Source organism: Paenibacillus sp. LBL (genome assembly GCF_029893715.1).
Classification (GTDB): domain Bacteria; phylum Bacillota; class Bacilli; order Paenibacillales; family Paenibacillaceae; genus Paenibacillus_AQ; species Paenibacillus_AQ glucanolyticus.
The window spans coordinates 54,595-73,662 of sequence record NZ_JARXYU010000012.1 but is presented as its reverse complement, the minus strand read 5'-3'; the positions used below and the strand labels follow the sequence as shown (position 1 = coordinate 73,662).

Below are 19,068 nucleotides of genomic sequence, written 5' to 3'. Positions count from 1 at the left end.
TATTAACCCGTTTTCCCGATTCGGAAGAACTTGCCTCTGCCTTTGGTTGTTGCAGGAGCAAAGGTCGGCGTCGGGGACAGCGGGGAGGTCATTTCTTGAGCAAGATAACCATGAAGAGGACCGTGATAGATTTCATTCAACTGCGGTGAATGGGCGAAATCTTCTGGCGTTACCAAGTGACAAGGTTTGTTCACAGGCCGCAGGCCTGCTTGCTCGAGAACGGTAGCGACAAAGTGAGAGCAGAAGAAAGCATCATCACGATCAATATGAATCCGAAACAATATACCCAGCAGCCCTAGCAGATTATATTTGTAGCGGTTCTGATCACGCATCATCTCTTTGACAAGATTGTGCATGCGTTGATAGTCCTCATTACTGACGCGGCAGCGGTAAACGGCGCATTCCGAGGTGTAGAAGAATGGAGCGCGCAAATTCTCGCGAACCAAACCGCCATCAAACGGATTGTTTGCCTTCTTTCGGCCAAAGCTGTACACTTCGCGTAATTCGGAATCAAACGCAATGGATGCATGGTTTAGTGGGGCCTTCGTGAAATATTGGATCATTCTGCTGAACCAGGTGCCCGTGCCTGTAAGCACAATCCAAATATCTTGTTCCGTGTACATACTCGCAAACTCCTTTGTTAACGGTCCTAACGACTAGCAATTGTAAATGACTTGCTTTCTTTCACAATAAACGAAAAAGCGATGGCGTTCAAGTCAAAAAATACCATTTTCTCTCAATTTCACTAGAATAGCTCTGGTATTGACACCATATATTAGAAACTCCATAACAATATATTCGCCTTATGTCCAAATTATCCTTTGGTTTGCTTTATTTATATTTTCTAATATAGAGAAGAGGAGAGGAGAAGCAAACCTATATCTCGAAATATGTAAAACGATTTGAACAACGAAGGACAGGAGGATCTCCACGATGATGAATAGTGAATGTCTCAACTATGATTTTATGGTTCAGGCGGTTGAAGTTGCGCCGATCGGAACGGTATTCATCGATTCTGAGGGGAGCATTATCAAGATCAATCCCGCTGCTTGTGTCATATTAGGGTATGAGGCGGAGGAATGTCTGTACCATCCGTACTATCATTGGATTTATCCGGAAGACGTGAATAAGGACAGGGAACGACTGGAGAAATTAGTGTCGGGTAAGGCCCTTTCCCTGCAAATGGAGAAGAGGTTGTTACATAAAAAAGGCGACATCAAGTGGGTATCCTGCAGGTTAAGCATGGCCCATAGCAGAGATGGAAGAACGCTCGGCTACATAGCTCACTTTACGGATATCACCGATTTAAAGCGAGCCGCCCATCAGGAAGAGGAGAGGCTGATTCAGTCCGATAAGTTGTCGATGGCCGGGCAGCTTGCGGCAGGTATCGCCCACGAAATCCGAAATCCGATGACCTCCATCAAAGGATTTGTCCAATTAATTCGATCCGGTGCAGGTCGGAAGGATCAATATTTCGATATTATCTCTTCAGAGATCGAACGGATTGAGCTGATTGTCAGCGAGCTTCTGTTCCTGGCAAAGCCGCAGAGTGTGAAATTCGAACGTACGGATATCCGGCAGCTCCTGGAGCAGGTGATAACACTCTTGAATACACAGGCTATTATACATAACGTTGAGATCATCACGGATTTCGGAGCGCACGAGGCCAGCGTGGATTGCGATGTGAACCATCTGAAGCAGGTGTTTATTAATTTTATCAAAAATGCGGTGGAGTCCATGCCAGATGGCGGGGAGCTGACCATTCGGCTGGGAAGAGGCGAAGGCCATACCATCGCCATCCATTTCATTGACAATGGCTGCGGGATTCCCGAGTCTATTCTCTCCCGTCTGGGTGAGCCCTTTTTTACGACCAAGGAGAAAGGGAACGGCTTGGGATTCATGATCAGCAAAAAAATGATTGAGGATCACAAGGGGGAGGTTCATGTTTCCAGCAAGCTTCAGGTAGGTACAACCATCACTGTGATCTTGCCGATGGCATAATCCAGCTTGACCAGACGTATTGTTCGCTCTACATTATAGAAAGATATAGGAGAGGGGGCGGTCAATATGGGCAACATGCAATTATTAAAAGAGCCGAAGCGGCGCAAGCTACTGTTCAGCGCGGGACTCAGCTGGATGTTTGATGCGATGGATGTCGGAATGATTTCGTTTGTTGTCGCAGCGCTGGCAACCGAATGGTCGCTAAGCTCGCAGCAGGTTGGAATCCTGACGAGTACAACGTCGATCGGAATGGTATTTGGCGCGGCGATGGCTGGGTTTTTGGCGGACAAATACGGACGGAAGAACATTCTGCTCTGGACGCTGCTCATATTCTCGATAGCGAGCGGCCTTTCCGCGCTGGCTACCGGTTTTGTTATGTTGTGTTTTATGCGCTTTATCGCCGGCTTTGGACTTGGCGGAGAGCTTCCGGTTGCATCTACCCTGGTGTCGGAAAGCATGCCGGCAAATGAACGGGGAAGAGCGGTTGTACTGCTGGAGAGCTTCTGGGCAGCGGGCTGGATTTTATCCGCACTTATCGCCTATTTTGTCATACCGGATTACGGCTGGCGGGCAGCCTTTGTGATTGGAGCTCTGCCTGCTTTCTATGCACTCTATCTGCGGCGTGCGATTGAGGATTCGCCAAGGTATATACAGCAGAAGGCAAAGATGGCCACGAAGGTGACCTTAAGACAGCGGGTAGCCTCGGTCTGGTCGGTCGAACATCGGCGTACAAGCATTATGCTGTGGGTGCTGTGGTTTACAGTCGTATTTTCCTACTACGGTATGTTTCTGTGGCTTCCGACGGTTATGGTGGACAAAGGCTTCAGTCTGGTCAGGAGCTTTCAGTACGTGCTGATCATGACACTTGCCCAATTGCCAGGATATTTTACAGCCGCCTACTTTATTGAGAAGTTTGGACGGAAGTTTGTTCTGGTTACATACTTGGTGCTTACGGCTCTAAGTGCAATCTGGTTTGGCTATGCCAATACGGAAGCATCACTTCTTGCTGCGGGGATTTCCCTGTCATTCTTCAATCTGGGGGCATGGGGCGGACTCTATGCCTACAGTCCGGAGCTCTACCCGACGAAAGTACGTTCAACAGGGGTTGGGCTGGCGACGTCCTTCGGACGGATTGGCGGCGTGATTGCGCCGCTTCTCGTCGGTGTGCTGAAGCAGAACGGGACCAGCATTGAGTTCATCTTCGTGATGTTCTTTGTGACCATTCTAATCGGGGCTGCGGGGGTATTGATTCTTGGAAAAGAAACAAAAGGGCTGGAGCTTGCGGATTAAGTAATCAGCATCGCAAGCAGCGATAGCTGTTCTGTTATTCACAGCAAGGAACTGAATGTAAGAAAAGGGTGGACCCACAAAGGTATGAAATACCTTGGGTCCACCCTTTTTGTATGGTGATTCTGTTCATGCGGCAGGGCGTGAAGCGTTTATATTTCCATAATGGAAGGCATAATGTACGGGCTTCGGCCCAGCTCCCGCTTGAAGTAACGGTTAAGCGTGTTGTTGGTCATCTGCTCCCAAGCCGCGCGGTTGTATTCACGCTGCTCTCCGGCCTTGTTCAACTGTTTGCGCAGCATGGCTTCTGCGCGGCGGAGAAGAGGTTTGGAATCCTGCATATAGACAAAACCGCGGGTGATCAGCTCCGGCCCGGACATCAGCTTGCGCGTTTCGCGATTGATGGTAATGGCAACGATGACAACGCCATCGTGAGCGAGCTGTACCCGCTCTTCAAGCAATTCCTTTTCATGAGTGCGAAGCTCACCGTTATTAATGTAGACGTCTCCGGAAGGGATGTTCCGGCCTTTCCGCGCGTAGTTGCGGAACAGGGACAGCGTATTTCCGATGTTCATCAAGTAAACGTTGCTGTCAGGAACACCAACCTGCACGGCCAGATGACGGTGATTGAGCATCATCCGGTACTCCCCGTGAATCGGTACGAAATATTTAGGACGCAAACTGCTGATCATCAGCTTGAGATCTTCGCGGCAGCCGTGACCCGAGGTGTGAATATCGAGAATGGATCCGTATTTGACCTCTGCTCCGGCCCGCATCAAGAGATCGATGCTGCGGTTTACATTCTGGGTGTTTCCGGGAATCGGCGAGGAGGAGAAAATGACGGTGTCCTCCGGATGAATTTGAATGGAACGATGGGCACCTGAGGCGATACGGGTCAGTGCCGCATTGGGCTCGCCCTGACTGCCTGTACAAATAATTAGCACCTGGTCGTCCCGATAACGGTTAGCGGCTTTGGCATCGATAAACATGCCGTCAGGGACGCGAATATAACCGAGTTCTTGTCCGATGACAAATACCTTCTCCATACTACGGCCGACAATCGCGATTTTGCGTCCTGTTCGGATGGCAGCCTCAACGACCTGCTGTAACCGATGGACGTTAGAAGCAAAGGTTGCGAACAAAATCCGTCCGGGACATTCCTGGAACAGACGCAGAATGGAGTTGCCCACGGTACGCTCTGAAGGCGTAAATCCGTCGCGCTCGCTGTTGGTGCTGTCGGCCATAAGGGCGAGCACGCCGCGTTTGCCAATATGCAGGATTTTATGCAGATCAGCGGGTCTATCCTCTGGCGTAAAATCAAATTTAAAGTCCCCGGTATGTACGATCGGACCGTATGGGGTTTCTACCACGACCCCGAAGGCATCCGGAATGCTGTGGGTGGTTCTGAAGAAATGAACGGAAAGATGACGGAATGAGATGGTTTCGTCTTCATGAAACACACGCAGATCGCTTTGGTCCAGCAGACGATGCTCTTCCAGCTTCGCACGAACCAATCCGATGGTCAGCGCCCCGCCATAAATCGGCATCTGGATTTGACGAAGGACATAAGGAATAGCCCCGATATGGTCTTCATGGCCATGGGTCAGAAACAGACCCTTCACTTTGTGTTTGTTATCGATTAAATAACGGATATCCGGAATGATGTAATCGACTCCGCTCATTTCGGCATCCGGGAATTTCAGTCCGGCATCGATGAGGATAATCTCATTCTTGAATTCCACACCGTACATGTTTTTTCCGATCTCTCCAAGCCCCCCCAGCGCAAAGATGCGCACAGGCGGAGCGGATGGCCTCGGTTTTTTGGCAGGCTTGGCAGTTTGAATCTGATCTGTTAGCAGGGGTTTAGACATAATGTGAAAGAATCCTCTCTATGGTAATTAAGGCAGAAGCCTGGTCATTTTATATTTCTTCTCTACTTAAGATATCAGAAAGTTCAAGCTTCGTGAAACGCTTTTCGAAATTCATTTGGATTTCGGCCGGGACAGTCACCCATTTTTATCCACTCTTATATGCTGTAGAAAGAGGAGGACTGGTGATGAGCGGTTTAATGAGGTTGGAAGATATGGATGCTATTCATGGATTACCGGAGGACTGGCAGCGTGAAGCGATAATAAAGCTAACCGAGAAAATGACGGACCGTTCCGCCAAATTCCCCTGTATTCCGGCAGTGCAGGGACATGTGCTGAAGCATTTTAGATATGGCTTTATTAATCAGGGCGAATCGCAGGAGGCAGCGGGACAACTGGCCTCACTGCTGCATGAGTTCGGACTCGGCTCCAGAGATTTTGGGCCGTATACTTCACTTGTCGTGTTGATCAACACGGAACATAGCAGGAATGACTTGGCAGGCGTCGAGTACTATGAGCGTTTATTCTGGCAGCTGCTAAGCCGAACAACCGAATACGACGCAGAACCTTGGCCGGAGGGTCTCCCCGAGGAGCCTTCGGAACATCTGTGGGAATTTTGTTATGCAGGCGAGCCTTATTTTGTGTATTGCGGCACACCCGCGCATGAGCTTCGTCAGAGCAGATATTTCCCTTATATGATGCTTGCCTTCACGCCCCGCTGGGTTCTGCAGCAGTTCAATGCCCGGGAAGGGCAAGCAGAACGAACAAAGGCCATGATTCGCCAGCGGTTAGTTGAATATGATCCCGTACCGCCTCATCCGGATTTAAAGTTCTATGGGGCGGAGGATAATTATGAATGGAAGCAATATTTTCTGCGGGATAACACAGAATCGCTGTCAAAATGTCCGTTTGCAAGGCTCCACAAGGAGATCAACAGATAACAAGAAATAACACACTGCTATCATCATACCCTAAATTGTAGTAAGGGTTAACCAAGCTTATCCATTCAAGGCCGTTATTTTGCGAAAATTTGCAGAGTGACGGCTTTTTATTGGAAATATGGATTCATTAGGGTGTAGGATTTTGCCCCTATATAAGTAAATCTTATCCTTTTTGTACAAAGATCCACCAAGTTACACTTAAAGTGCGTTTTATAATTTCATTGGTATAGACCTGAGGAGGTGTATGGAACGAAGCTTTTATCAGATTTGAAAACGCTTTAATAAGAATAATGGAAGGAGTTGTATGATGATGAACAGCATGTCCAGAACCATGAGAGGTTTTATTCTCGGAATCGTTGCTGTACTGGTATTCAGTGTATTTCCAGTGTTCAAGGCCCAAGCAGCCGAGGCTTGCACAGAGCCTGCGTGGAGCAGTTCGGCTGTGTATGGTGGAGGCAACATAGTAACCCACAATGGTCATGCGTGGAAAGCGAAGTGGTGGACGCAGGGCGAGGTTCCTGGAACGACCGGACAATGGGGCGTATGGGAGGACTTGGGGGCCTGCAATCCAGGAACACCACCAGTCGATCCGCCAGTGGATCCCCCGGTCGATCCTCCTGTGGACCCACCTGTTGATCCTCCGCTGCCTGGGAGCCGGATGTATGTTGCTTACGCGAGCTCTTGGAATACAAGCATATACGACCTGACTACGGCTAATGTTCCCAATTACATTACCCATGTCAATCTGGCATTTGTAAGACCAGATACCACGTATGCCAAAGGTTCTTATGCATTTGACCAAGCCGTTGCGGGTTTGGAATTTGTGGAAGGAGCAACAACGCCAAACGGCCAGCGTAAATTTACTTCCCAGCAGTCCCTGGACCTTCGAAACAACATCGCGGCGCTGAGAGCCCGCGGAACGAAAGCGTTCCTGTCAGTAGGAGGCTGGTCGTACAGCCAAGGCTCACAGTGGTCCGGATTCAATGCCAAGAACATTGTGGATCTGGCACAGGATTTGGGTGTGGCCGGTGTCGACATCGATTGGGAGTCCAGCGGCAGCAGCTGCAACAAAGGAACAGCCGCTCAGTTCAGCTGCTCCAAGGATGGCGAGATCGCCGACATTATTACGAGCCTCTATAACGAGATCAATGCAAGGAATGCCAATCTTCAGATCTCCATCGCAGGATGGTCTACGGGCGCTTATTATGTGAAGGGAACGCCGTTTGAGGAAGGCAAAGTTCAATGGGGTTCCCCTTTTGGCGGCACGATGTACCGTGTCGTCAAGGATCATGGCAGCAAGATCAATTTCATTAATCTGATGTCCTACGATGGAGGCATCTACTACGATCCTCGTGAAGGATACGAATCTTATAAGGCGATATATAACGGGCCGATCAACATGGGCATGCAGATTGCACCGGAGGGCTCCGGCGGCGCTGTCCTGCAGCTAAATGCAGCACCGGGGACGGTGTATGATGCCGAGATGATGAACGGACAGAATAACATCGCAACACAGTATTATAATGTAGAAACGATGGTTAATTACATCAAGAATAAGGGAAAGGCCAATGATGGCTTCATGCTGTGGCAGCTCTGGAAACAGCGGGTACACCAGCCTGCACCTTCGGGAGCAGCGAACGAGAACAGCGCCGGACAGTACGTATGCCGTAATTTGCCGCTACCTGGGGATTGCAATCAGACCATACCAAGCTTACCGAAATTATAATTTCTTCCGATACTCCGATGGTGTGCAGTTCATGATCTTTCGGAATACCCGAACAAAATAACTGATGTGTCCAAATCCGACATCGAGTGCGATGTCGGATATTTTATTGTCCGGCTGCCGAAGCAGCTCTGCCGCTTGGCGAACGCGATAGGAGTTCATATAATCCACGGGGGTTTGCCCGGTCATGGATTTAAAGAACCGGCAGAATTGGCCTTCGCTCATCGGAATGAGCTCTGCCAGCTCACTCAGCCGGATGGGGCGGTGGTAATGATTCTGAATGTAGAGAATCACCTTTTTTAAGCGCTCGGTCCTCGTGATATCAGCGGTCTCGCTCCGGCTTCGGTTTGCCAGCCTTCCAGTGGATGCAGCTTCAAACAACATGAGAAACAGATGTCCCTTTATAGCGGCTTCATAACCGGCAGGCTTTTGCTCCGATAACCCAATCATTTCCTTTATATGTCCAAGCAGCCTGTCATCGGTTTCGGAGGTCATCCGTCTTGGAAAGGTTGCCCTCCGCTCCTGAAACGGGATAATCATGCCCTCCTGAACAAGATCATAGTGGGGGCTTGCAAGCATGCCGAAATCGAACACCATGGCGCAGAAGCTACACCCTTGGTCGCCCTGGGCATGTCCGGTATGGAGGTCGCCTCCGTCGATAAATATCGCTTCACCCGCCCGAACAGGAATATATTCCGAATCAATCTGAAACAGAACCTCCCCTTCCATGACGTAAAAAATTTCCGCTTCCTTATGCCAATGGGAGTCTACCACATGGGCACCGGGGGCAAATTGATACCAGTAGGCGCCGAACGGAAACCGTTCATTCCCGTGGATGGTGCTTTCTTTTAACGATTGACGAAAAGATTGATCCATATGGAATCCCCCTTGGACTTGGAATGCGTGAAGTGGAATTAATATTGAAATTGAAATTGGTAAACCGATAGTTTGCGTCAATATTGTGCTATATATAGATCGAATACTGATAGTATGGGTAAAAATAGATCAGTATAATGACATTATAACGCTTACATCATAAAGTTCAATTTACCAAATATAGAAGGGCGGTATATAGCATGAAATTTACGGACGGCAACTGGCTTATCCGGGAGGGTTACTCCGTTTCGGGAGCGGTTCAGGCTTATGATTTCGCGGTAAAAGGAAACACGCTGACGGCTTATGCATCTACGGCACCCATTCCGGGAAGAGGAGCCACAATTAATGCCCAACTGATCACCGTGCAATTTCATTCACCGGCACCCGGCGTCATCGGCGTTAAGCTGGTTCACTATGCGGGGGTACGAGATCGCGGTCCTGCATTTCAATTGTATGGGAATGAAGGTGACCACACGGTCATAGAAGAGAACGAGCAGGAGGCTGTTCTTCGCAGCGGCAATCTGAGCGTTGTGATCAGGAAGGGGCCGGAATGGTCGGTTCACTTCTATAGGGGAGGCGAGCGCATCACCGGCAGCAGGGCCAAATCCATGGCGCATATCGTGGAAGACGGCGGACAGGCCTACATGCGCGAAGAGCTGGACCTTGGCGTCGGCGAATGGGTATACGGACTTGGCGAGCGCTTCACTTCGTTTGTGAAGAACGGTCAGGCTGTGGACATATGGAACCAGGACGGCGGCACCAGCTCCGAGCAGGCCTATAAAAACATTCCATTCTACATCACGAACAAAGGATATGGTGTGTTTGTGAACCAGCCGGATCTCGTATCCTTTGAAGTAGCATCGGAAAAAGTGAAGAAGGTGCAGTTCAGTGTGCCAGGAGAGTCCCTGGAATATTTCATCATCGACGGACCGGACCCGAAAGGCGTCCTGGACAAATATACGAATCTGACGGGGAAACCGGCACTGCCGCCGGCTTGGACCTTCGGATTGTGGCTGTCGACGTCTTTTACCACGCAATATGACGAAGACACTGTAAACTCTTTTGTTGACGGTATGCTGGAGCGCAATATTCCTCTGCAGGTCTTCCACTTTGACTGCTTCTGGATGAAGGGGCTCAATTGGACGGATTTCCAGTGGGATGAAGAGGTGTTCCCTGATCCTGAAGGCATGCTGAAGCGGCTGAAAGAAAAGGGACTGAAAATTTGCGTATGGATCAACCCGTACATCGCCCAGCGCTCGCGTCTTTTTGAGGAGGGCCGTGAGAAGGGCTATCTGGTGAAAAAAGAGAACGGCGACGTTTGGCAGTGGAATCTGTGGCAGCCGGGCATGGCGCTTGTGGACTTCACGAACCCGGATGCGTGCGAATGGTACGCAGGATACCTGCGCGAGCTGACGGATATGGGCGTTGACAGTTTCAAAACAGATTTCGGTGAGCGCATTCCGACGGATGTGGTTTATTTTGACGGCTCCGATCCGCATAAAATGCACAATTATTACACCCAGTTATACAACCAAGTGGTATTCAACGTGTTAGTCGAGAAATTCGGCAAGAACGAAGCGGCGGTGTTCGCTCGCTCCGCAACGGTTGGCGGGCAGCAGTTCCCTGTGCACTGGGGCGGCGATTGTTATGCGGATTATGAATCGATGGCGGAGAGCTTGCGCGGGGGCTTGTCCCTTGGTCTCGGCGGCTATGGCTTCTGGAGCCATGATATCGGCGGTTTCGAAAATACAGCTCCAGCGCATGTGTTCAAACGCTGGCTGGCATTCGGCCTGCTGTCCAGTCACAGCCGTCTGCATGGCAGCAGCTCCTACCGGGTGCCATGGTCTTATGACGAAGAGGCTGTTGACGTTACGCGTTTCTTCACGAAGCTGAAGAGCCGTTTGATGCCTTATTTGTTCCATACGGCTGTGCAAGCATCGGAGCAAGGCGTACCAAGCATGCGCGCCATGTTCCTGGAATTCCCGGACGACCCGGCTGTCGAGATGCTGGATCGTCAGTATATGTTAGGGGATTCTCTGCTTGTGGCACCGGTATTCAGCGAGAAGGGGGATGTGAAGTACTACCTGCCGCAGGGCCGCTGGACGCATCTGTTAACAGGAGACACCGTGGAGGGCGGATCCTGGCGCAAGGAAACGTACGATTTCCTTGGACTGCCATTGTTTGTACGCGGCAACTCGTTTGTTGCCCTCGGTTCGAATGATGCCCGTCCGGAATATGACTATGCAGACGGTGTAGAGCTTGGTCTATATACGCTGGAAGACGGCAGCGAGGCATCCGTCACGGTTCGCAGCATGAGCGGAGAGAGCGAGCTGGTCGTGCGGGCCGTACGCGCAGGAAACCGCATTGACTTTACGGTGGTGGAAGGCAGCGGCAAGCCATTCTCCGTGAGGCTGCACGGGACAGGAGCCGTGTCATCCGTCGAGGGCTCAGGGGCGAGTCTGCAAGAGGGTCAGATTCAAGTAGAAGCAGGACAACCAGCGGTGAGCTTCTCAGCAGTGCTGGCAGGATAAGAGTACAACACTTGTCTGTAGAGGTTTCTGGCATGAAGTAGAAGGTTTGCTTATTAAGGAAAAAACATAGCGAAGATAAGCCCGGACCAGCCTTGTGTTGGAGTCGGGCTTCTTCCATATTTTAGTTGGCCTTGGATGAATGGCAATGCTGATATAATAGGCCTGCGGCAAGCATAAGTGCACTGTTTTGTAATCGCTTTCCTAAAAAAATGCCGAAGACTAGAGGACAGGAGCGAGACGGTCCGATGTTATCCAATTTCATTCAAATTATGAACGACATGAAGATCCGCAACAAACTAATATTGTCCTTTGTTGTTGTGGTTTTTGTACCGGTGGCCATCGTGGGGATATTCCTTACGGGAGAGCTCCGGAAATTCGCTTTGAACAATGCTTTGGAGCAGGCTTATCAGAATGTGGACCGCATTAAGAAACGGTCAACCGAAGTTATCAACGTGGCGGACGATTTATCCTATCGCCTATCGTATGATGAGCGTCTGAAGAATGTTGCCAACCGGCAATATGAAAGCGTATACGACGTATTTGTAGCATACAGGGAGTACCCTGACTTGCAGCAGGCCATTCGGATGTATAAGGAAATATCGAATATTCGCTTTTATAGCGACAACCCCACCATGCTGAACAATTGGGAATTCATATACCCGGAGGGTGAAATCAGGAGAACCGAGTGGTATCGGCGAGCCGAAGACAATATCGGCGTCATCTACTGGGATTATGTTCGAGATGAACGGGATCAGAAGGTATACCTCAGCCTGATTAAAGGGGTCGACCTGGGAAGCAAGGACAATCTGGGTGTATTGGTGATTAACGTGAACACCGGCTTGCTGAATACGATTCTGAGCCAGGAAACGTTCGACACGATTATAGTAGACAGCAAGAACAATATCGTTGCGGCCAACCGCCCGGAGCTGTACGGAAAGACTTTGGCGGAAATTCACGATAACAACGGCGCTGTGTACAACGCCAGTGGAAGCTATGAATCCGTCATTGACGATGAAGCCTCCAAAGTTCTGATTGAGCCGTTGAATACGGAATCGGGCGTAAACGGCCTGCGTATTATCTCCATTTTTTCGATCGACAGCATTGTGTCGGATGCCAACCGAATCAGCAAGCTGGCAATGACGGTTATTATTGTGAGCCTGCTGTTGGCCGTTATCCTCATTTACAGCTTCTCTGCACTGATCTCTAACCGGTTGCTGCGTCTCAGCAAACATATTACGAAGGTGGGTACGGGTAACCTTGGCGTTGCCATGGCCATTGACGGCAAGGATGAAATCGGCCAACTGTCGCGTCAGTTCAACTCCATGGTGGGCAATGTTAACGACCTGATGAACGAAGTGCAGGAGTCCAACGAACAGAAGCGGTTAATGGAGCAGAAGCAGAACGAAATCAAATTCAAAATGATGGCCAGCCAGATCAATCCGCATTTTCTGTTTAACGCGCTGGAGTCCATTCGCATGGAGGCGCATCTCAAGGGTGAGAGTGAAATCGCCAGAATTGTGCGGCTGCTTGGCAAAATGATGCGGAGCAACCTCGAGGTGGGCAGTGGAAAAACAACGATTAAGGACGAGATCGAGATGGTGCAGTGTTATCTCGACATTCAAAAATTCCGCTACGAGGATCGTCTGAAATATGAGCTTCAGGTGGATCCCGATGCGAATCACGTCAGAATCCCGCCCTTGATCATCCAGCCGCTTGTCGAGAATGCGGTCATACACGGGATGGATCACAAGGAAGAGGGTACCTTCATAAGGGTTAGGGTCACGGCCGCCGAAGGGATGCTGCACGTCATCACCGAGGACAATGGAGCGGGCATATCTTTGGACCGGTTAAAGATGATCTATGGCTATTTGAACGATACCGACGAGAAGGACGGCGGACGGATCGGGCTCCGTAACGTTCATGTTCGTCTGCAGCTCACCTACGGCCCTGAAGCGGGGCTGATCATATATAGTGAACCGGGAACTGGAACACGTATTGAATTCAGGATTCCGACAGGAGGAGAGAAGGATGTTGAGAGTGTTAATCGTGGATGACGAACCCAAGCTGCGTGAGGGGTTGAAAAGCATTGTGCCTTGGGGCGAACTGGGGTATCAGATTGTGGGCACAGCAGCGAACGGGAGCGAGGCATTGGAGAAGCACAGACACCTAGCCCCTGATGTGATGCTGGTTGATATTCGAATGCCAGGTATGGACGGATTACGGCTAATTGAAGCCATACGGACCGTGGATGCTGCGATTCATCTGTTGATCCTGAGCGGATACGCTGATTTTGATTATGCCAAGCGGGCCATCTCCCACCGCGTTGACGGGTACCTTCTGAAACCGGTAGATGAAGAGGAGCTTCGCCAATATTTGCTTCAGATTAAGGAAGCGATAGAACAAGAGCAGGAATGGAGGACATTGAACAGAGCAGCTTCCGATATGAGTCGTGAGCAGTTCATTCAAACCTGGTTCAGCCAGGAGAGTAAGCCGGACCCGGCTTGGCGGCAAATCGCCGAGAAGATGGGGCTGTTATGGAATCATTATCAGGTGCTGCTTATCCATGATCATCGGCATGTTGAATCCGGGCAGGAGGGCAGCCATCTGTTGAAAAACAGGCTGATTGAGGCTTTTGAGGAACAGGGGCATGGCGTGGTATTTTCAATGCATGACTATATCGGCATTCTAATGCCGATTCCGGTTCTGACGGCAGGAGGAAGGAAGGAGCTGCTTCAGATGGCGGAAGGAGCTGCAAGTCTTGCAGGCACTGCAATTACATCTTCTCTAGGACGCCAGGCTCACCGTCTGGAGGAGGTCCCAAGCTCTTACCGCTGTGCCAAGGAACGAATTCGCGAACGCTTCTTCTATGCGCCGGGGGAGCTATTATTCTCTGGATCTGAGCGATTTGCGGGTGACATTTCACGCGACGAGCAGCAACCCTATGATCCGTTGCAGTGGATGGAACAGCTCTATTATGCCGTGGATGTGGGCAATGTCGAGGTGCAGCGAAATCTGCTGCGCTCCGCCGCTTATGCCATGGTCCATGAGGGATACAGCGAGGAGGGAATGAAGCGTTCGTTCGTTGCGCTCCTCACCGGCGTGTACAACAAGCTGATGCAGCATCATACCGAGCTCCAGTCGCGGACGAAGGAATATTCGGATCGGATCGCCGCGATATTCCGTCAGCGGACGGCGCATGATTTATGCCAGCATTCATCTCAATTTCTGGAGGAGCTGATCTGGCAGGCAGGCAAGGGGGGGCGGGACCAGGAGATGAAGCGGATCATGGATTTGATCCAGCGCAATTACAGCGAGAATATCAAGCTGGAAACCCTGGCGTCGGTATTTAATTACAACAGCGCTTATTTAGGGAAAATGTTCAAGAATACAACCGGAGAATATTTTAATACCTATCTCGACAAGGTCCGGATCAGCAAAGCCAAGGATTTTTTGAAGCAGGGCATGAAGGTGTATCAGGTCGCGGAGAAGGTAGGTTATACCAACGTGGACTATTTCCACAGCAAGTTTAAAAAATACGTCGGCACATCCCCGTCCAACTACCGCAAGGAGCTGGATCTGTAATTTAGCCGTGCCGTAACGCTGATTCGCACAATGTGACCGAGCCCGGATGTGGCGCCGAGGTTATACAGCCCATTGTGACAGAGTATCGCATGAGTAACCGCAGTGAGCCGGCACACGGCAAATAGGCTTCAAGCAGCTCCGCGCCATAAATACTTTCATATATCGCTGCCCTTTAAGACGCGACTAAGGCACGCGTCTTTTTGTTTTTCCTGTGCCTCCCCCAAGGCATTACCGTGGGAGCCGAATGCTGCGAAGCATAGAGCGGAGGGGCCGGAATCGTATCGGAGAAGCGGCAGCGGTCACCTTTTAAAGCCGGGAAACCACCGCCCCGTGTCAATCGAAGTTTCCCGGGTTTAACAGCGATCGGAGATACGATCCGGACACGGAGCGGTGTAGAGGTCTTTCGCATTTTCACTCCCACCGTTAATGTCTAATTTTTATATGATTTTTAAGCCAATCCTTTGGGTACTTCCCTGCCGCAGCCTGGTTTATCATCAGAATATACAAGAGAGGAGGGGTTGGTTTGAAAGCGGTAACAAAGACAGAAGGCAGCATCCAACCTGCCGCAAAGAGAAAGAAAGGCTTCTGGGCCACTTTCAAAGAGCAGAAAGTACTGTATGGAATGTCGCTCCCATTTATCGTCATTGTGTTCATCTTCAGTTACATGCCGGTATGGGGCTGGTTGATGGCATTCCAGAATTATAAGCCCGGCAGGGGCATATTTGACCAGAAGTGGGTGGGTCTGGACCATTTCATCGCCCTGTTCTCTGACGATAAGTTTTATCTGGTGCTGCGAAATACACTCGCCATGAGTTTCATGGGATTGATTGTCGGATTTACGATTCCGATTCTATTCGCAGTCTTGTTGAATGAGCTTCGTGGAAGCGTATTCAAGAGGACGGTACAGACGATATCTTATCTCCCGCATTTTGTGTCCTGGGTTGTGGTAGCCGGTATCGTAACCAAGATGCTGTCCACAGATGGAGGCGCTGTCAATCAGCTGCTGATGTGGCTGGGCTTCATCGATCAGCCGATACAGTTTATGGCTCAAGGGAATCTGTTCTGGTATATCGTAACGGGTTCAGATATATGGAAGGAAATGGGCTGGAGCGCGATCATTTACTTGGCAGCGATTTCAGGGATTGACCAGGAGCAGTTTGAGGCAGCCAAGGTCGACGGTGCGAGCCGGATTCGCCAGATATGGCATATCACGCTGCCCAGCATCGCTCCTACGATTGCTATTCTGATGATCATGTCGATCGGGCATCTGATCAGTATCGGTTTCGAGAAGCAGTTTTTGCTGGGCAACCCGCTGGTGGTTGATTACTCGGAAGTATTGGATCTGTATGCACTGAACTATGGGCTTGGCATGGGACGTTTCTCATTCGGTACGGCAATCGGGATGTTTAACTCCATCGTAAGTATCATCTTGTTGCTGCTCGCCAACGGGGTGTTCAAAAAATTCACCAAGCAATCCATTATGTAAGGGGAGGGAAGCAGCATGGCACGAACCAAAACAGCATTCAAGCCCACGCTCTCCGACCGCGTGTTTGATATTTTCAATTTTACATTTATGATGCTGGTCATGATTGTCACCCTGTATCCGTTCCTGAACGTTCTTGCGATATCGCTGAACGATTCCGTTGATACGGTGCGCGGGGGAATCTACATCTGGCCACGGGAGTTTACGCTGGAGAACTACGTGCAGATCTTTAAATACGAAGGCTTGATTACCGGTTCAAAAATCACCATTCTTCGAACGCTGGCAGGAACCTTCCTTGGTCTGCTTAGCGGAACGATGCTGGGGTATGTCCTCAGCCGAATGGATTTTCAGGGAAGGAAGTTCATGTCGACCTTTCTTGCGCTGACGATGTACTTCTCGGGCGGCATGATTCCGGTGTTCATTCTGATCCGCGACTTGAACATGATGAATTCGTTTCTGGTCTACATCATTCCGGGAATGGTCAGTGCGTTTAACGTATTTGTTATCCGCTCCTTCATCGACAGCTTGCCTTACTCGCTGCAGGAATCGGCGAAGCTTGACGGGGCCAGCGATTTTACGATCTATTACAGAATCATTCTGCCGCTTTGCAAGCCCGTGCTGGCTACCATTGCGTTGTTCCTGGCAGTCGGGCAGTGGAATTCATGGCTAGATACGTATCTCTACAACGGTAACGCTCCCCATCTCACGACGCTTCAATTCGAGCTGATGAAGGTGCTGCAGAGCACGCAGGGGCAAACCAGCGGCATGATGTCCGGGCAGAATATGGCGGAAATCGTGAAGCAGGTCTCGCCGGAATCGATCAAAATGGCAATCACGATTGTGGTCACGGTTCCGATATTGCTCGTCTATCCGTTTCTGCAGCGGTATTTCGTGAAGGGCATGACACTCGGCGCTGTGAAAAGCTAGCATTCATGTACGGTATCAGCAGGGCTTGCGTCCTGTTATACGATAGATTTTTTTGAAAAATATCAGAACATTTAAAAAATCGATTAGGGGGTAAAGCAATGAAACACAAGCAGAGATTGTCACTGCTGCTCGCTATGATGATGCTGGCTACGTTCGTTCTTGCGGCGTGCGGCAACGGCGACAGCAGCAATAGCGCCAACGGCGGCAAAGATGGCAGTGGCGGAAGCGATACGCAGCAGGAAGAGAAGCTTGAGCCGATGACCATGACGTATTACAGCGCCGATTCCAATGCGAATTGGGCTAACATGCAGGATGCGGTCGGCAAGAAGCTGACCGAGAAGACCGGCATTACGATTCAGGCCGAATACGCGGTGGATGGCTCCAATCAGAAGCTTCCGCTGATGGTGGCGAGCGGCGAATATCCGGACCTGGTATTTGCCAAGGGCGATGCCAATCTGTTCGTGGATTCCGGCGCGTTTATTGATTTGACGGATTTAATTGAAGAGCATGCGCCGAACATCAAGAAGGTATACGGTGACTACATGAGCCGTCTGAAGTGGAGCAACGAGGACGAGGCTATCTATGTGCTTCCGACACTTGCAGCGGTGGACCATCAGATGCTTGATGCGGGCGGCACGTTCCAGATCCAGCATGAAGTGCTGAAGGAACTCGGATACCCGGAACTCAAAACCGTGGAGGATTACGAGAAAGCGTTGAAGGATTATTCCGATAAACATCCGACCATTGACGGACAGCCAACGATTCCGCTCACGCTGAATGCGGACGGATGGAGAATTATGATCTCCGTCACCAATCCGGCCTTCATCGCGACCGGCGCATCCGATGACGGTGAATATTATATCGACCAGGAAACGGTGGAGGCGAAGCTGCACTACAAGCGCCCGGAGGAGAAAGAGTATTTCCGCTGGTTGAATCATATGAACGCTACAGGACTTCTGGATAAAGAAACCTTCGTACAGAAAACGGACCAATACGAAGCTAAAATCTCCTCCGGCCGCGTCCTTGGTGTCATTGACCAGGAGTGGGGCTTCGGCAATGCAACGAATGCGCTGAGATCCGCCGGCAAGGAAAATCGCACGTATGCAAGATTCCCGATCCAGCTGGACGAGTCCAGTAAGGATGCAACGTTCCAGAACGCGGGCTACGTCGCAGGATGGGGAGTGGGAATTACGACATCCGCGAAGGATCCTGTTCGGATTATCAAGTTCCTGGATTATTTGGCCTCCGAGGAAGGGCAAGTTTTGATGAACTGGGGAATTGAAGGCGAGCATTACGACGTCGTGGACGGCAAACGCGTCATTCCGGAAGACGTGCAGGAGCGCAAAACCTACGATAATGCCAACTTCACCAAAGAAACGGGAATCGGCTTGTACAATGCCATGTTCCCTCGTTACGGCGACGGTGTGAAGGATTCGACAGACAACTACTATACAACGAACTTCCCGGAGACCATCATCGAGAACTATACGCCATCCGCCAAGGAAACGCTGAAGGCCTACGGCGTGGAAATGTGGAAGGACCTGTGGCCGAAACAAGAAGAATTCGAAGTGAAGCCATGGGGCGTGGCTTACAACATTCCGGTACCAAGCGACTCCAATATCAATATTACCTACAAAAAAGTGGAGGAGATTACCCGCAAACGCATTCCTGAAATTATTCTGGCCGATCCGGCCAAATTCGATGGGCTGTATGATCAGTTCATTAAAGAGCTGAACAGTGCAGGTGCAGAAAAAATGGAACAGGAATATACCCAGCTGGTACGTGACCGCGTCAAACTTTGGAACGATTAAAGGAATAGGGGAATAGAAGGGGCCGGCTGCATGCGGCC

Annotated in this window: 14 protein-coding genes; 10 read left to right on the top strand and 4 right to left on the bottom strand. The window is 50.3% G+C overall.

Annotated features, from left to right (window positions below):
* Positions 1-2: 2 nt before the first annotated feature.
* The gene (locus tag M2277_RS22020; protein WP_006212779.1) at positions 3-623 is read right to left on the bottom strand and encodes a hypothetical protein; all 621 of its coding nucleotides are present in this window, start codon (positions 621-623) and stop codon (positions 3-5) included.
* A gap of 310 nt (positions 624-933) precedes the next feature.
* Between M2277_RS22020 and M2277_RS22015 the strand changes: the two genes are divergently transcribed.
* A complete protein-coding gene (locus M2277_RS22015) occupies positions 934-2,001 on the top strand; it encodes an ATP-binding protein (protein ID WP_280755526.1) in 1,068 nt (355 codons plus the stop codon).
* A 66-nt stretch (positions 2,002-2,067) separates the two neighbouring features.
* Positions 2,068-3,291, top strand: coding sequence for an MFS transporter (locus tag M2277_RS22010; protein ID WP_280755525.1), 1,224 nt, complete (start codon positions 2,068-2,070; stop codon positions 3,289-3,291).
* Between the two features lie 149 nt (positions 3,292-3,440).
* Here M2277_RS22010 and rnjA read toward each other — a convergent pair whose 3' ends face one another.
* Positions 3,441-5,159, bottom strand: a complete 1,719-nt coding sequence (rnjA, locus tag M2277_RS22005; RefSeq protein ID WP_006212775.1) for a ribonuclease J1 — start codon at positions 5,157-5,159, stop codon at positions 3,441-3,443.
* Positions 5,160-5,344: 185 nt separating this feature from the next.
* On the opposite strand from rnjA, the gene M2277_RS22000 reads away from it, so the two are divergent.
* Positions 5,345-6,097, top strand: coding sequence for a YqcI/YcgG family protein (locus M2277_RS22000; protein WP_036643538.1), 753 nt, complete (start codon positions 5,345-5,347; stop codon positions 6,095-6,097).
* Positions 6,098-6,401: 304 nt separating this feature from the next.
* Positions 6,402-7,823 carry a glycosyl hydrolase family 18 protein gene (locus M2277_RS21995; protein WP_280755524.1) on the top strand — a complete coding sequence of 474 codons (1,422 nt, stop codon included), beginning with the start codon at positions 6,402-6,404 and terminating at the stop codon, positions 7,821-7,823.
* On the opposite strand, the gene M2277_RS21990 is transcribed toward M2277_RS21995, so the two are convergent.
* Entirely contained in the window at positions 7,818-8,696 is an 879-nt protein-coding gene (locus M2277_RS21990) for a helix-turn-helix transcriptional regulator (RefSeq protein WP_280755523.1), read from the bottom strand. The two genes, M2277_RS21995 and M2277_RS21990, sit on opposite strands and share 6 nt — an antisense overlap.
* A 200-nt stretch (positions 8,697-8,896) precedes the next feature.
* Between M2277_RS21990 and yicI the strand changes: the two genes are divergently transcribed.
* The 3 genes from yicI (at position 8,897) to M2277_RS21975 (ending at position 14,809) form a co-directional block, all read left to right on the top strand.
* A complete protein-coding gene (gene yicI, locus M2277_RS21985; protein WP_280755522.1) occupies positions 8,897-11,227 on the top strand; it encodes an alpha-xylosidase in 2,331 nt (776 codons plus the stop codon).
* Between the two features lie 245 nt (positions 11,228-11,472).
* Positions 11,473-13,281, top strand: a complete 1,809-nt coding sequence (locus tag M2277_RS21980) for a sensor histidine kinase (protein ID WP_036643535.1) — start codon at positions 11,473-11,475, stop codon at positions 13,279-13,281.
* Positions 13,256-14,809, top strand: coding sequence for a response regulator transcription factor (locus M2277_RS21975; RefSeq protein ID WP_006212769.1), 1,554 nt, complete (start codon positions 13,256-13,258; stop codon positions 14,807-14,809). Before M2277_RS21980 ends, M2277_RS21975 begins: the two co-directional genes overlap by 26 nt.
* 172 nt (positions 14,810-14,981) lie before the next feature.
* Here the strand turns inward: M2277_RS21975 and M2277_RS21970 are convergent, their stop codons facing one another.
* The gene (locus M2277_RS21970; protein WP_148246441.1) at positions 14,982-15,218 is read right to left on the bottom strand and encodes a hypothetical protein; all 237 of its coding nucleotides are present in this window, start codon (positions 15,216-15,218) and stop codon (positions 14,982-14,984) included.
* Between the two features lie 114 nt (positions 15,219-15,332).
* On the opposite strand from M2277_RS21970, the gene M2277_RS21965 reads away from it, so the two are divergent.
* From M2277_RS21965 to M2277_RS21955, 3 genes are all read left to right on the top strand, one after another.
* Positions 15,333-16,295: an ABC transporter permease gene (locus M2277_RS21965; protein WP_006212767.1), complete on the top strand. Its 963-nt coding sequence runs from the start codon at positions 15,333-15,335 to the stop codon at positions 16,293-16,295.
* Between the two features lie 15 nt (positions 16,296-16,310).
* Positions 16,311-17,219 carry a carbohydrate ABC transporter permease gene (locus tag M2277_RS21960; protein ID WP_006212766.1) on the top strand — a complete coding sequence of 303 codons (909 nt, stop codon included), beginning with the start codon at positions 16,311-16,313 and terminating at the stop codon, positions 17,217-17,219.
* Positions 17,220-17,317: 98 nt separating this feature from the next.
* Complete coding sequence (locus M2277_RS21955; RefSeq protein WP_006212765.1) at positions 17,318-19,030, top strand: ABC transporter substrate-binding protein; 1,713 nt, start codon at positions 17,318-17,320, stop codon at positions 19,028-19,030.
* Positions 19,031-19,068: the final 38 nt, after the last annotated feature.